A 15,012-nucleotide genomic window follows, 5' to 3' on the forward strand; every position below is an offset into this window, starting at 1 on the left:
GCAAACGCGCACTGTTAATTGGCCCCCGCCGCGGGCCCGGGGGCGGGGGCCGGGGGGTTCACCCCCGGGCACAGGCCGGGTGGCGAACACCCGATCGCCGGGGCATCAGGCCTGATCTGCCCCGGCCGGCTTGAGCCGGCTTTCGTTGTCAGCCCGGCGGCTTCAGCCCCGCGCGCGTCGCCGCATGGTAGGACGCCCGGGTCGTCTCGCTCGCGCGGTGCAACGCGGTGCCGGCATCAGGCGAGGCGCGGCTCTTCCCAGTGCATGGTGTCGACCTGCTCCGCCCCGATGGCCAGGGTGACGCGCGTACCCTCGACGCTCGTGGCGGCATCGAAGGGGATGTAGACATCGCGTTTCATCGTGCGGTCCACGAGGAAGTCCCGGTCACGGACCTCCTTGACAACGCCGACACGTTGCCCGTCGGCCCCCACGACCTCCATCCCCTCGCGCACTTGGGTCCGATCCAGCGGCCGCGGCTGCGTGGAGGAGGCGGAGGACGTCCGCGCCTGCATCTGCCCTGCGGGCATCTCCTGTCCGCCCGCGGTGAGCGGCCGGGCGGCTTCGCTCCCGGCGCGGACGGGAATCCGCCGGGCGCCGGAGGGGGTGAGCTTAGGCAGCCGCACGGTGAGGATGCCGTGCTCGTAGTGCGTCGTGGCCCGGTCGACGTCCACCGGACCGGGTAGCGATTCAATCCGCTCGATGCGCCCGAACTCACGCTCACGGATCAGCCAGCGGCCCGTCTCGTGCTCCTCCATCTCGCGCGTCTCACCGGTGATCTCGAGCATGGTGCCACTGATGCGCACGTCGATGTCCTCCGGCCGCACGCCCGGCATGGCGACCGTGACGACATACTCATCACCGCGGTCCCGCAGGTTGAGCAACGCCCCACCGCGGCGGACAAACGGCGTACTCTCCAGCAGCCGATCGACCGCCTCGCGCAGCGACTCCAGACTGCTCCTCGGTTCCCATGTCTCGCCGCTCATTGGTCGTTCCCTCCAGTCTCCCATCACGGCACGGAGCGCACATCGGCCGGGGAGGCACGCAAACGCTATGCCGTCTGGCTGGTACCACAGCGCGTCACGGCGCCCTCACCGCGCTCAGCTCCACGGATCGACCTGCACGGCCCTCGTCACCCACACGCATTACGCAACACGCACCACGCAGGCATCACCGCGCCGGTTCGCCCGGGCCGTCCCCGGGACGGATCGTGTCGTCGAAAGCGCCCGTCAGGTCATCGAGGGGGTAGCCGTGCTCGTCCATCCCCTCCACATGAAGCAACTCCGCATCCATGTCGCGGAAGATCTGGACAGCATCACGGTCGCGAGCACCGGCCCGCACCGTCACCACGCCCTCGCCGCTGGCTACTGCGTCGGCCGCGCGCCGCGCCGCTGCCTCCGGCACACCCTGCCCGGCCAGCGAGTCGGCCACGGCCGCCCCGGCTGCCTCTCGACTCCTGCCACTCCCGCCCGGAGCAGTGTCGGGGGAGAACAACCCGATCGCGGCTCGGTCGAACCCGGCACGCAGCAACTCATCGACCGCGTGCGCCGCGCGCTCCGGCGTCGGAAACGCGGCCACGATCGGTATGCGTTCGCTCATGGTGTCACCCTCCCTGACCCATCGAGCCACGGCGGCCACGAGACACTACCCCGCAGTCGGGGCTATAGGTCCGGTCCCCAAGGAGAGGGCAAGCAACGTGCCGCGAGCGCTCCGCCCCACCGACAACACCCCCTCAGCCCTCTCAGGGCACCAAGGAGGGGCGGGTTTCGTGGCACGTGACGACGTGAGCGGCGGACACCGCCGTCTTAGCGGGAGCGCGGATCGACCCCGCCGTTACCAGGGGAGGAGGGACGTCAACCCGGCTCAGGACTCTGCGGAGGTGTAGAGGAGTTCGCGGATGGCCATGATCTCGCCGCGCAGGCGGGCGTCGGTCTCCATCTGGCGCTCCATCTTCTCGATCCCGTGCAGCACGGTGGTGTGGTCGCGCCCGCCGAGACACTGACCGATCTCGACCAGCGAGGAGCCGGTCTCCTCGCGCAGCAGATACATAGCCACCTGGCGCGGCAGCACGATGTCGCGGCGTCGGGCGGGGCCGGTAATGTCCCGCCGCGTGATCTGGTAGTAGTTGACGACCGTATCCACCACCTGGTCGACGGTCACCTGACGCCGCCCGGCGCCGACGCTGTCGTTCAGCGCCTCGATCGCCAGCTCCATCGAGATCGGGCGGTGGTAGAGCTGGGACAGCGCGATGATCTTGTTCAGCGCGCCCTCCAGCTCGCGGATGTTGCTCTCCACCTTGCGGGCGACGTACTCCAGGACATCGTCGGGGACCGTCACCCCCTGCTCGCGGCCCTTCTCGGCCAGGATCGCCGCGCGCGTCTCCAGATCGGGCGGCTGGATGTCGGCCAGCAGGCCCCCCTCGAAGCGGGAGCGCAGGCGGTCGGCCAGGGTCGGGATCGCCTTGGGCGGCCGGTCGCTGCTGATGACGATCTGCTTGCCCGACTGATAGAGCGCGTTGAAGGTGTGGAAGAACTCCTCCTGGGTGCTCTCCTTGCCCGCGATGAACTGGATGTCGTCGATCATCAGGATGTCGATGGTCCGGTAGCGGTTGCGGAAGTCCTCGGTCCGCTGCTGGCGGATGGCGTTGATCAACTCGTTGGTGAACGTCTCGGAGGAGACGTAGCGGATCCGCAGTTCCGGGGAGCGCGCCAGCGCCCGGTGACCGATGGCGTGCAGCAGGTGGGTCTTACCCAGCCCCACACCGCCGTAGATGTAGAGCGGGTTGAACTTGTCGGCCGGGCGATCGGCGACCGCGAGCGCCGCGGCGTGGGCCAGCCGGTTGTTGGAGCCGACGACGAACTTCTCAAAGACGTAGCGGGGGTTGAGGCCATGCTCCGGCGTCGCCGTCAGTTCGAGCTGCTGCGGAATCCCCACGACCGCGGTCGCCGCCCCACCCCCGGATGCGCCCAGCGGCGCGGCGTGCGTGCGCTCGGCCGCCGCGGCGCGGCGCCCGGAACGCGCCGGCCGGCGCCCACCGTTGAGCACGGTGAACTGCACCGCGACCTTACGTCCGAGGATCAGCGACAGCGTGTTCTGGATCTGCAGCGCGAACTTGTTGCGGAGTTGCTCGACGGCGAAGCTGTTCGGCGCGCCGATGGTGGCGCAGTCGTCCTCGAAGCTGATGATCTCCGTGTTGCGCAGCCAGGTCTCGAAGTTGGCCCGCGAGAGCGTCTGCTCCAGATCGCTCAGGGCGGCCTGCCACAGTTGTTTGGCCTGCATCGCAACGTACTCCCCCGGGGATTTCCGTGCCGGGCGACTGGGACAACAGTGTACGTACACCCAGCATCGGAGATGGTAGCACGCCGCCGCGCCCGGCGCAAGATGTGCCCACCGGTCACGGATGGCGAGTAAGACGAGGGACGACGCTCCCCGCAAGAGCACGCCCGTCGCACTGGCCCCCGCTCAACGTCCCGCCGGGACGCCCTCGACGGACTGAGCGGAGCCATCCGTAACCTGGGACTACGTCATCCTGAGCGGAGCCGAGGGCGGCGAGAGCCTCCCCCGGCGACGTCAAAGGATCTCTCCGCTACGAGGCGGTTCCGACGTGAGATCCTTCGCTTCGCTCAGGATGACGGCAATCGCGACCTGGGCAGCCACGCACGGCCTGCTGGCTGTCCGGTGACCCGCGTCGACCGTCAGGCGAAGCGCTCCAGGGCGAAGGGGGATAGGTCAATATCGACCGCCTCCCCGCGAGCCAGGTCGGCCACGACGGTCCCGGAGTACGCCCCGAGTTGCAGGCCGGATGGCCCGTGCCCGGTCGCAAGGTAGACGTTGGCAAACCCCGGTGCCGCGCCGAGGATCGGCAGGTGGTCCGGGCTGGCCGGGCGAAGGCCGATCCGGACCTCGCGCAGCGTGGCCGGGGCCAGCCCCGGGGCGAGCCGCAGCGCCTCGCTGAGGGCCTCATGGACGCCGCCGGCGGTCATGCGATAGTCGTAGCCTGAGCCGTCCTCCCGGGTCGCACCGGCCACGACACGGCTGGTCGGGAACGTAAGCATGTAGTGCGAGTGGAAACCGGTGATGATCGGCCAGCGGCTCGTGTCGGTGTCGGGCAGGTCAAGGTGCAGGATCTGCCCCCGCTGGGGCGCGACCGGGATCCGCAGGCCGATCGCCTCCCCAAGGGCATTGGACCAGGCCCCACCGGCGATTATCACGGCATCGGCCCCGATCCGCCGGCCGTCGACATCGACGCCGGTGACCCGCTCGCCGTCCCGCACCGGCCGGGCATCGCCCCGCAGCACCGTCGCCCCGCGCTTCTCCGCGGCGCGCAGCAGCGAATCGCGCATGAGCCGGCCGTCCAGCCGCGCCGACCCCGGCACATGGAGTGCGCCCGGCAGGTCCGCCAGGGCCGGGAAGAGCTCGCGGGCCTCGCGCCCGTCGAGGCGCCGCACCTCGTCGATGCCCGGCATCCCCTGGTCCCGCCGTTCCTCCATCAGGCGCCGTACCTCGTCGAGCCGCGCCGCTTCCTGCTCATCACTGGCGACGAAGAGCGAACCGACCACCTCGTAGCCGGTGTTCGTCTCACCGTCCTCTGCGAGTTGGGAGAGCAGGTCTGGATAGAACGCCATCGCGCGCGCAGCGATCGGGTAGAAGGCCGGGAGCGGCCGCAGGCTCGTCCCCGGCGCGATGATCCCCGCCCCAGCCGCCGTCGCCTGTCCCGGATCGTTCCGGTCCACCAGTGTCACTTGCACCCCGCTGCGCGCCAGCCGGTACGCAGCGGCCGCGCCCACGATCCCGCCGCCGATCACCACGATATCGGGCACTGCCTCACCCTCTCGTCGCTCGGTATCCCAGGCACACCGGTGCGGGCTAGGAAGGGATACGCCGATCGCTCGTCACGGACAGCCGCCACGGTAGCCACGGGCTCGCTGAACACCCCACTCGCCTACGCGCGAGCCATTCCCGGCTTGGGGTCCAAGCCCGCCATCCGTCTTCCAGCCCGCACCTCGTTCGCGACTGCCCTCATCGCGAGGCATTCTACCCCCGCTCCAGGGAGTGTGGAGACACAACCCCGCCACGCCACAGCGCCGCGAGGGAGTGATCTCCCGGGTCAAGGCAAACGACAGGCACCTCGTGCCCACCCGCGCCTCATTGACGCCCATCTGCCGACTTCCTACACTGTCAATGGGACACGATTCAGCACGATCTCGTCTGTACGCAGCCGTGGGATCGCCGCCGGGACCGCATCCCGGGGTTCATCCCGACAAACTCCGCGATCGGCCCCGGTGGTGGCGCAGGGCTCCAGCGTCGTAGTTGGTGCCCATGGTGGGTGGTGGAAGGCTCCCGCATCGAGGCACGTGCCCGGGGCTCATACCCAGGCGGTACAGTGTCCGCCAGTCGGCCCGTGCCCGGGGCTCAAGCCACCGGGCTGAGAAGGCGAAGCCCACTGAAGGGGCTGGGGAGGCTGCGTCCGACTGGGTGCTGGATCGCAGCAGCGGGGTGAATACGGAAGCCTCTTTAGCGGGCTTTTCATATTCCGCCCGGCGACTTTAGCCACGGGCACGGGCTGGGCAGTGGGAACCTTCCCACCTGGATGTGAGCGATGCTCCGCCCCAGCCGGCTTGAGCCAGCTTTCGTTGTCAGCCCGGCGGCTTTAGCCCCAGACACGCGCCGGGCGGCGAGACCGAACGCCTGGATCTGAGCCCTGTTCTCCCCAGCTCGAATCAGCGGGCGTCGCGTTGTCCGCCCAGGGGTTCATCGAAGGGTCGCCACGAACATGGGCTTCCGCTTTCGCAAGAGCGTCAAGGTCGCGCCCGGCGTCCGGGTCAATGTGAGCAAGAGCGGCGTCAGTACCAGCATCGGCCCGCGGGGCGCCAAGATCAACGTCAGCAACCGGGGCGTCCGGGTCACGACCAGCATCCCGGGGACCGGAATCTCCTACAGCCGCACCCTCAGCTCGGGCGGCCGCACCCGGCGGACGCGGCGCATCCAGGCGCCGTCCTCCAAAGCGTCCGGCGGCGGCGGGCAGCGCCCGACCGGCTGTGCACCGGGGGCCGGCCGTGGGTGTCTGACCGTCCTGGTGGGGCTGCTGGTGTTTGGCGTGGTGATTACCGTCGTCGGCTATCTCTTTCCGCTGGTCATCGCTGGGGCCGTGACCCTGCTGGGGCTGGCGTGGAAGCGACCGGCGACGATGGACCGTCTCATGCAGCACCGCTGGGTTGCGCGCACACCGCAGTGGATGCGCGAGACACCGCTACGCTTCGCCGTCGTGGCTGCGTTGGTGCTTATCCCACTGTCCGGCGTGGCCGGTGCGGCCGTCTATGGCGACTACGGAACACCGGCCACGACTCCTACGCCGCGCGTGAGCGCCGACGCCACACCGGTAGTGACCACCCCCACGGCGTCGACCGTCCCCACAGCGACCGCGACACTCGCCCCGACACCAACACCGGAGCCGCCCACACCAACCCCGGTGCCTCCGACGCCTACCCCGGAGCCGCCGACTCCGGTGCCGCCGACTCCCACGCCAGTGCCAGCCGCCGCACCGGCCGCACCGTCAGGGGGGATCCAACAAGGCGTTAGGCCCGGCGCGTTCTGCTCGCCCGAGGGCGCCCGCGGCGTGACCAGCAAGGGGACGCCGATGGTGTGTTCGACCAAGCCGGGTGACCCACGCGCCCGCTGGCGCAGCCCGTAGGGGACGAATCCGATGCGGCCGCCGGGGCAAGCTCTCCCCGGCGGCCGCGCCGCTACGGAATTGAGCTGGCGCGCCGCCGGGACGAGGGTCAGGCCGTACGCTACTGCCGCACTGCGTCGACGACCGCCTTGATGGTGGCTTCGGGCGTGGCGACGGGGATGACGCAGCCGGGGGCGATCATGACGTGGCGGCCGGACAGCGCGGCGATGGCGTCCCGCGCCTGGGCGGCGGCCGCGTCGGGGGTCATGTCGACGATGCCCTTCTCGTCGATCCCGCCGACGACGCAGTGGCCGCTGGCGCGCTCACCCTCCGCCAGGGAGGGCAAGGTGCGGCGGTCGTGCCAGTTCAGCGCGTGCACCGGGTACGTCTTCAGCTCCTCGAACATGATGTTGGTGCCGTGCAGGTGGAGCAGGGTAAAGCGTGAGCCGGCGGCCGCCTCCAGCACCGGCAGGTCGTAGCGCACGCCGAACTCGCGATACTCCTCGACCGTCATGAGGTCCGTGGTGGCGCACTGCGTCGCGAAGAAGATGCCGCCCGCGCCGCGCTCCAGCGAGGCGGTGAGCACGCCGCGCGTGACCTCGGTGATGGCCGCCAGCGCCGCGTGGACCACGTCGGGGCGTTCGCGCAGGTGGGCCAGGACCTTGCCGTCCGAGAGCTTCATGGCGACGGTGAGCGGGCTGAAGATCGTCTGCAGCACCGGCACCTCGCCGCCTAGCCGCTCGTTGACCAGCCGGGCCGCCTCGACGACCTCGCGGTTCATGCCCTGGTCCGGCGCGACCGGCGTGATTCGGCGCCAGTCGTCCAGTTCCACCACCGGGAAGCGGGTCGTCTGCCGCGTGCCGCCCGGCGCGCCCTGGTACTCGCTCTCCGCACCCCAGTCGATGGTGGCGTAGTCACCCGGCGGCATGAGCTTGATGAAGTCGAAGTCGAAGCGGCTCTGCCAGGCGAGCGTGACATCGGCCAGCGCCTCGGCCGACTGGTCCTGGTTGGGGAAGTGGCGCCAGAGGCTAACCGGCACCCGGTCCACCTCGCGGCCCGCCAGCGCGGCCTCTACTCGCTCCCAGCGCGTCATCGCGGTCACGGTCGGTCCTCCCTCCATACCACGATCCCTCGGCGGCGCCGTCAGGGCAAGCACCTTCTCTGGGGTGGGTGGGTTGCTATGCTTGGCGCGGCGATCACCCGCTGCCGGCTCGGCGCGGTGCGACTGTACCATAGCCACGCCGGGCTGGCGCTCCGGCGCGGGGAAAGGGACAGGGAATGATCCGGGCGATCCTCTTCGACATGGATGGGGTCCTGATCGACAGCGAACCGGTCCACCAAGCCGCGGTCGCCGACGCCCTCACGGCGGTCGGACTCCCGCCCCTGGCGCCGGGAGACTACGAGCGGGTCTTCCTCGGCCGCACCGACTGGCTGGGTTTCCGCGACTACCTGCAGGAAACGGGGCGAGCGGACGTCGACCTGGATGAGGTGCTGGAGATCAAGGCAGCGGCCTTCGCCCGCCGCTTCCCCCGCGAGGTCCGCCCGCTGACCGACGGGCAGGCGACCCTCCGCGCCATGGCCGAGGCGGGGTACCGGATCGCGATCGTCTCCGGTGCGCTGGCGTCCGAGATCGCGATGGTGGTGGAGCGCTTCGGGCTCGGCCGCTGGGTCGAGGCCACGGTCAGCGGCGATGAGGTGCCGGAGGGCAAGCCCAACCCTGCTCCCTACCTGCTCGGCGCCGAGCGGCTCGGGGTCCCGCCCGAGGCGTGCCTGGTGATCGAGGACGCGCCGCCCGGCGTCCGTGCCGCCAAACGCGCCGGGATGCGCTGCCTGGCGGTCGATCGCACCGGGGATCCCGAGGCGCTGTACGCGGCCGGGGCCGATCAGGTCGTCACCCAACTCACCCCGGCCACGGTAATGACGCTGGCGGCGGCTCGCGCATGAGCCGCAGCGGCAGCGTGACGATTGACACATCCGCCGGGTGTATCGGTCGGCGCGTGCCCGAGGTAGTGGAGTTTGGCGAACCCCTCGGGTTAAGGGGCGGTGCCGCAAAGATTCCCACGCCGTGGCCGGTGCCCGGGATGCGAGATCCGTCGCACCACCCATCGCACGTCCCAACGGCGGCGCGGCACGAGCCCCTGCGCGCTACCAAAGCGGCGGCCCGAGCCGCCGCGCTCCAAAGAGCCGGCTGAAGCCGGCTTTTCTTGTCAGCCCGGGGCTTGAGCCCCGGGCACGTGCCAGGATGCGGGATCCGTCCCACCACCCACCACACGCACGCCCACGGCGCGAGGGTCCTCACACCACCCCTAGACCCGATCAACCTGTGAGCCTTGATGGGAGCTATCCTCAACCCGGAACCCCTTACCGGGCCGGAACGGCGCGCCGGCCATGGTCCGTGTGGTACGTCAGGGACAGCCCGGCGACGCGAAGGTGGACGCGGTAGCCGGGGGTCAGGACCTGCGCGTAGAGTCGCCCGGGCTCGGGGGCACCGAGCGCAGCGTCCGGCCAGGTGACAGCTTCGTAGCCGAGCAACGTCACCTGCTCCGGGTCGACACCGGCCGCACGCGCGGCGACGGCGAGCGCGTGGCGCACCGGTACGGGCGGCAGGTCGGTCGGCTCGTTCCGGTTACCCATCGGACGCCCCCTCTCCCACCTCCTCGATGCGACGAGCCAGCGCGATGTCCTTCTCGGTCAGGCCCCCTTCGTGGTGGGTGGTCAGCGTCAACGTCACCCGGTTGTAGCTGATGTGGATATCCGGATGGTGGCGCGCCTCGGTGGCCAACTCGGCGACCCGGTTGACGAAGGCCATGGCCTGGCGAAACGTACGGAACTGGAATACTTTCTCCATCGCGGCGCCCTCGGCCGTCAGTGTCCACCCCGGGAGGGCTCCCACGGCCCCGCGGGCCGCCTCGGCTGACAATCGTGCCATCGTCGCTCCTCTCACTTAGTCACTCCCCGGTCACCATTAGACCGCTCGGCGGATGGATGCAGACACAGCGGCACAATGGTTGCAGAGACGTCCTCGATGTGCAGGCTGCAGCGCGTATCAGGAACGACACCAGCCGAAAGCAGCACGAGGAGGAGATACGTACGATGACTGAACACGTCGGCGACAGGGCGTACGATCCGCTCGCGGCGGACGCGGCGGACGTGAGCGACCTCGCAGAGGGCGTACCGTCGCTGATCGCCGCGATCACCCGGAGCAGCAGCGGGATCGCCGGCCGGGGAGCCGAGGCGATCCCGCTGCTCGTGCGCCACCTGGGCCAGGTGCCAGATGTCTGGGGCGCCGGGATGTGGCTCGTCGCGCCCGACGGCGCGACCCTGCGGCGCCGAGCGTTCCGCGGGCAGCACAATCTCCCCATCCTCCGCAAAGGAACGCTCGACGTGCAGCACTCGATCCTCGGCCGGATCATGCGCGGTGGGCGACCGGCCCAGATCCCAGCTCGGGATGTGATTACCGAGATCCTGATCCCGGATGCCGCGCCCCACGCACTCCGCTGGGTTGTCGGCGTGCCCGTGACCCACGTGGAGGAGCCGCTCGGCATCCTGGGGCTGCTGACCACCCGTCATCTCACGAGCGAGGAGATCGCGCTGCTGACCGTCCTCGGGCGGCAGGTCGCGTCCGAGCTCGCGATGGAGCAGATGGAGGCAGGCAGGCCGCCCAGCGCGACCATGACCACGCTCGTGGGACAACTCGCCCACGAGCTGCGCACACCGCTGACCGGGCTGCGCAGCAACGTCCAACTGGCGGCGATGGCTGCCCGCAAGGGCGACTACACGCGCGTCCCCGCCCGGCTGGAGGCCGCGATGCGGCTGGTGGACACGATGACCGGGGTAATCCAGAACCTGCAGGACCTCAGCCGGTTGGAGCGGGGCCGCCTCGCCCCGCGACTCGTGCTGGCCGATCTCTCCGGCACGGTGCAGGGCGCGATCAGGCGCGTCGAACGCACCGGCCTCTCCGACCGGCACGAGATCACCCTCGATGCACCGGAGCCGATCGAGACCAGCCATGACCCACAGCAGATGGAGCAGGTCGTCTACAACGTGCTCATCAATGCTGCGATGTACTCGCCAAGTGGCGGTCCGATCACCGTGCGGCTCTTCCGCCGCTCGGATACGGCATGCATCTCGATCGCAGACCGCGGGATCGGCATCCCGGTCGAGGAACTCGGTCGCGTCTTCGAGCCATCCTTCCGTGGCACACTTGGCCGTCAAGTGCAGGCCAGCGGGCTGGGGCTGGGCCTGACCGTCAGCCGCGCCATCGTCGAGCGCCACGGCGGCACCATCGACATCGAGAGCCGGAACGGCGGGGGGACGACCGTGACTCTGCGGCTCCCCATCCGACACAGCGTGGCCCCCGATAGCTAGGCGCTCCCCACCGGATTCGCGTGCTGCACACCCCCTCCGAACGTGACCATCACGCCGTGATTTGCCCTTCCACACGCCTGCGTCGGACTCAACCCGCAGGCAAGTCGACCGCGCGAGTCGTTTCTCCCGGTCAACATGAACTGCTTCTGACGACAGTCTGTCGCAGGCGTGATGATTGATTCACAATTAGTTCATTCTCCTTGCATTCTTGATCGTTGAACAGTAGGATTCGCCCCGGCTCGTCGCTGAGCCTGGGACATGTGACAGGATGCTTGCCGATTCTCATGAATCGGGTGCGGCAATCCTTAGGGAGACGGGGAATCCCTGATGCCGCACTGCCCGGCGTGTTCCCGCGCTATCTGGGACACCGCCGTGGAGCGACACACGGCAAGGGAGGGGCACAGTTGAATAGGTGGAGACTGCTCGGCGGAATCGCCGTCGTCGTCGCCTCGTTCACCGCGATGCTCGCCGCGCCCACCACCACCCTCGGGGCCGACCTGGCCCTCAACCCCGAGTACGCCGAATCCCCAATTCCGTCCATCTGGACACGCGCCGATGGACCCGCAGCCCGCACCGGGCACGACCAGTCCTGGCTCTGGGGACCACACATCCGCTCGATCACCCGCGAGCCGTACGGCAGCGCGCCGGACGGATCACGGCAGGTCTACTACTTCGACAAGGCCAGGCTGGAGATCACCGATCCCAACGGTGACCGCAACTCCCTGTGGTATGTCACCCCTGGCTTGCTGGTCGGGGAGTTGATCACCGGCCGGATCCAGGTGGGCGATGGCACCTTCGTGCAGACCGCCCCTGCCGACATCCCGGTAACGGGCGATATCGCGAACAACCCGCTCTCGCCAACCTACGCGACACTGGCACCGCTCGCCTCGGTGGGCGATGACCCGGAGCGCGCACGCCGCCCGTCCCAAATCGGTCAGCCGGTGACGGCGCTGCTGCGTGCCGACGGGACGGTGGAGCAAGACGGCGTGGCCGAGAGCGCTGTGCAGATCGCCGGCTACGACGCGGCGCTGGGCCACAACATCCCCGACGTCTTCCTCCGCTGGATCCAGGACCAGCCGTACCCCTGGGAGTACGTCGTCGGTCACCCGCTGACCGAGGCGTACTGGGTCGATACCATGATCAACGGGGCGCCGCGACGCGTGCTGATGCAGGCGTTCGAGCGCCGCGTCTTGACCTACGACCCGGCAAACCCGTCCGGCTGGCAGACGGAATCCGGGAACGCCGGCCTACACTACCGCGTGTGGCGGGACTTGAAGATGCCCGACGATCCGCAGCTCATTTCGCTGGCGGCCGGCGTGCCCCTAGGTGAGTTGATCGTCGACAAGGCCCTGGAGCACGGGATCGACCCATTCTTCTTCGCGGCCCTGGCGAAGGTCGCCAGCAACTTCCAACCGCTGGGCCGGATGGAGAACGGCGGCATCGGCTTCTTCGGCGTCCGTCCGGAGATCGTTGCCAGCGTCGGTGACAAGCGGGCGCTCGACCCGTCGGTCAACGCCGACCTGGCGGCCAGCGTCATCGCGCCGCTGGCCACGCAGTTCAGCGACATGCGCCACGTCCTCGCCGTCTACTACACCGGCTCGAACCACCCTGACTGGTCCGACCCGGCACTGAACGCCTTCGTCAGCAACGTGCTCGACACCCAGGCGTGGATGTTGGCCGAGTTCAACCACCCGGCCAACCTGCTTCGCGAGCCACCGCCTCCGGAGCCGGCGCCGGAGCCCGCGCTGCGGTACATCGGCACCGGCCCGGCCGCCTACTACGCGCCCGGCTACACCGTTGCCTGGTGGGAGTACACCCTCCAGCGCCACGCGAGCTGGGGCAACGCCGTGCCCGGCTGGGCGCCGGATCCGAACGGCTACTACTGCGTCCATCCGGACTTCCGTCCGGGCCAACGGCTGCGGCTCACGGCCAACGGGGTGACCCTGTGGTGCACCATCGGCGACTCGGTCGCGACCTGGGACCAGCCTGCCTGGCGCGCGCGCTGGGCGGTGGAGCTGTCCTACAACACGTTCCAGGCGCTCCACCTGGGCCAGAACAACCGGGTCGAGGTGTACGCTCCCTAGCCCATCCGCCCGGCAGCGGCGTGGCCCCGTACACGCCGCCACCGGGCAACCCAACGTTCGTTCACACAGTGGAGTGGTGGAGCGGCAATAACGCACGAGGCGGGCCAGATGGCCCGCCTCGTTGCATGAGAGTCTGGGGCATGAAACAGGCGCTTGCGCAGGTGTCATCCTGAGCGGAGCCGGAGCCGGCGATGAGCCGGGTCCGGCGGAGTTGGAGGATCTCCCCGCTGCACGACAGTTCCGGCGTGAGATCCGTCTCCCGAACAACCCACTAGGCTGGGGTGCGTCCCAGGCGATCCCCGCGCCGCGGCCTAGGCGTCTCCGTGCTCGGCCATCCAGCGGAGGGCTTCGGCCCGCGCACCTTCCTTATCGTCCGGGGCAAGGACACCGTCAATCACCAGTTCGCGCAGGTGGTCCTTCACCTCGCCGATCCAGCGGCCGGGCGGGCGCCCAAACATCGCCATCAATTCATGGCCGTCGAGCGGGCTCTGGAGCTGGGCAAGCGCGTGCTCTTCCTCCAGCCGGCGCGCGTGCTCGCGCAGGGCGGCAATCCGGCGCGCTGCTTCGCGCTGGCGATGGGCACGGGCGCTGGTAACGTCGGCCGCGGCCAGGTCGAGCAGGTCGTCCCAGAGGTCGCCGGCCTCCAGCATCAGGCGGCGCACCGCGCTGTCGGTCCAGGTGCTGTCGTAGCTCGCCGGCCGCAGGTGCATATCGACCAGCCCGGACACCCGGTCGATCAGGGCGCGCTCTTGCTTCAAGCGGCGCAGCGCCTTTCGCGCCAGATCGGCCCCCACCCGCTCGTGGCCGAAGAAGTGCACCTCACCGCGCGCATCCACCGAGCGGGTCATCGGCTTGGCCGCGTCGTGCAAGAGCGCCGCCCAGCGGACGGCCAGCCGCGGCGGCGACTGCTCAACGACGCGCAGGGTATGCAGCCAGATGTCCTTGTGGCGCCCGGCACCGGTATCCTCCGCCATCGGCACCACCTCGGGGAGGACCCAGCGCAGCAGGTCCGTCTCGTGCAGCAGGGCCAGCCCCCGCGCGGCCGCCGGTGCGATCAGGAGGCGGTTCAACTCGGCCGCGATGCGCTCCCGGCTGATCCGCTCCAACTCCGGTCCCATCGCCCGCATCGCCGCCAGCGTGCGCCGGTCGACACGGAAGTCAAGCTGTGCCGCGAACCGTGCCGCGCGCAGGATCCGCAGCGGATCCTCGGCGAACCGCGCCTTCGGGTCGCCCACCGCGCGGATGATCCGGCGCTCCAGGTCATCCAGGCCGCCGAAGGGGTCGTGCACCGTGCCGTCACGGGCATCGACCGCGATGGCGTTGATCGTGAAATCCCGGCGCGACAGATCACCGATGAGGTCGGTCCCCAGGCGGACCGTCGGCCGGCGGTCGGGTGTCGGGTAGTGCTCCTCACGGTAGGTCGTGATCTCGACACTCACGTCGTCGAAGACGAAGCCGACCGTGCCGAACTGTTCCCCGACCGTGTAGACGCTGTCGGCCCCGGCTGCCACTCCGGCCGCCTTGGTCAGCTCCGGCTCAGCCGAGGTCGCGAAGTCGAGGTCGGTGACCGGCTGACCGAGCAGCAGATCGCGCACGCTGCCGCCGACCAGGTATAACTCGGCCCCCCGCTGAGCGAAGGCATCCCCTAGTCTCGCGGTAATCGCCCGCATCTGCGGCGGCAGCCGCTCCAGCAGCGACCCCGTCCGCTCCGTCGCGGTCACACGTCGCTCACGGTCCGGCTCAGTCACATACCCTCCTACCCCACGCCCCCTCGGCGTCACCAGCACGATTCTACCCATCCACCCCACCGCAGAGCACACCCAACGCCAACCGCCGCACCCCGCTCCGCCCCGCGCACGACCTGGCCGCTCGATGGAGGAGCCCCAGTGGCGT

General features: G+C 69.7%; 12 protein-coding genes. 4 read left to right on the forward strand and 8 right to left on the reverse strand.

Annotated elements, in window-relative coordinates; translation table 11 throughout:
* Nucleotides 1–236: 236 nt before the first annotated feature.
* The 4 genes from IRZ30_RS10180 to IRZ30_RS10195 all read right to left on the reverse strand — a co-directional run bounded on the left by IRZ30_RS10180 (nt 237) and on the right by IRZ30_RS10195 (nt 4,817).
* The gene (locus IRZ30_RS10180) at nt 237–983 is read right to left on the reverse strand and encodes an Hsp20 family protein (protein WP_294084919.1); all 747 of its coding nucleotides are present in this window, start codon (nt 981–983) and stop codon (nt 237–239) included.
* Nucleotides 984–1,167: 184 nt separating this feature from the next.
* Complete coding sequence (locus IRZ30_RS10185) at nt 1,168–1,596, reverse strand: hypothetical protein (protein WP_294084921.1); 429 nt, start codon at nt 1,594–1,596, stop codon at nt 1,168–1,170.
* A 264-nt stretch (nt 1,597–1,860) separates the two neighbouring features.
* Nucleotides 1,861–3,276: a chromosomal replication initiator protein DnaA gene (gene dnaA / locus IRZ30_RS10190; RefSeq protein WP_294084922.1), complete on the reverse strand. Its 1,416-nt coding sequence runs from the start codon at nt 3,274–3,276 to the stop codon at nt 1,861–1,863.
* A 416-nt stretch (nt 3,277–3,692) separates the two neighbouring features.
* Nucleotides 3,693–4,817 carry an FAD-dependent oxidoreductase gene (locus IRZ30_RS10195; protein ID WP_294084923.1) on the reverse strand — a complete coding sequence of 375 codons (1,125 nt, stop codon included), beginning with the start codon at nt 4,815–4,817 and terminating at the stop codon, nt 3,693–3,695.
* Nucleotides 4,818–5,770: 953 nt separating this feature from the next.
* On the opposite strand from IRZ30_RS10195, the gene IRZ30_RS10200 reads away from it, so the two are divergent.
* The gene (locus IRZ30_RS10200; protein WP_294084925.1) at nt 5,771–6,688 is read left to right on the forward strand and encodes a DUF4236 domain-containing protein; all 918 of its coding nucleotides are present in this window, start codon (nt 5,771–5,773) and stop codon (nt 6,686–6,688) included.
* A gap of 100 nt (nt 6,689–6,788) precedes the next feature.
* Here the strand turns inward: IRZ30_RS10200 and IRZ30_RS10205 are convergent, their stop codons facing one another.
* Entirely contained in the window at nt 6,789–7,760 is a 972-nt protein-coding gene (locus tag IRZ30_RS10205; protein WP_294084934.1) for a uroporphyrinogen decarboxylase family protein, read from the reverse strand.
* 185 nt (nt 7,761–7,945) lie between these two features.
* On the opposite strand from IRZ30_RS10205, the gene IRZ30_RS10210 reads away from it, so the two are divergent.
* Nucleotides 7,946–8,611 (forward strand): HAD family phosphatase, encoded by a 666-nt coding sequence (locus IRZ30_RS10210; RefSeq protein ID WP_294084926.1) that lies wholly within the window; start codon nt 7,946–7,948, stop codon nt 8,609–8,611.
* A gap of 417 nt (nt 8,612–9,028) precedes the next feature.
* On the opposite strand, the gene IRZ30_RS10215 is transcribed toward IRZ30_RS10210, so the two are convergent.
* Nucleotides 9,029–9,301, reverse strand: coding sequence for a hypothetical protein (locus IRZ30_RS10215; protein WP_294084927.1), 273 nt, complete (start codon nt 9,299–9,301; stop codon nt 9,029–9,031).
* Entirely contained in the window at nt 9,294–9,596 is a 303-nt protein-coding gene (locus IRZ30_RS10220; RefSeq protein ID WP_294084928.1) for a 4a-hydroxytetrahydrobiopterin dehydratase, read from the reverse strand. Before IRZ30_RS10220 ends, IRZ30_RS10215 begins: the two co-directional genes overlap by 8 nt.
* 164 nt (nt 9,597–9,760) lie before the next feature.
* Between IRZ30_RS10220 and IRZ30_RS10225 the strand changes: the two genes are divergently transcribed.
* Nucleotides 9,761–11,035, forward strand: coding sequence for a GAF domain-containing sensor histidine kinase (locus tag IRZ30_RS10225; RefSeq protein ID WP_294084930.1), 1,275 nt, complete (start codon nt 9,761–9,763; stop codon nt 11,033–11,035).
* A gap of 404 nt (nt 11,036–11,439) precedes the next feature.
* Nucleotides 11,440–13,119 carry a hypothetical protein gene (locus IRZ30_RS10230; protein ID WP_294084931.1) on the forward strand — a complete coding sequence of 560 codons (1,680 nt, stop codon included), beginning with the start codon at nt 11,440–11,442 and terminating at the stop codon, nt 13,117–13,119.
* A gap of 311 nt (nt 13,120–13,430) precedes the next feature.
* Here IRZ30_RS10230 and IRZ30_RS10235 read toward each other — a convergent pair whose 3' ends face one another.
* Nucleotides 13,431–14,867, reverse strand: coding sequence for an HD domain-containing protein (locus IRZ30_RS10235; RefSeq protein ID WP_294084932.1), 1,437 nt, complete (start codon nt 14,865–14,867; stop codon nt 13,431–13,433).
* Nucleotides 14,868–15,012 lie beyond the last annotated feature (145 nt).

The organism is Sphaerobacter sp. (assembly GCF_019683595.1).
Classification (GTDB): Bacteria; Chloroflexota; Chloroflexia; order Thermomicrobiales; family Thermomicrobiaceae; genus Sphaerobacter.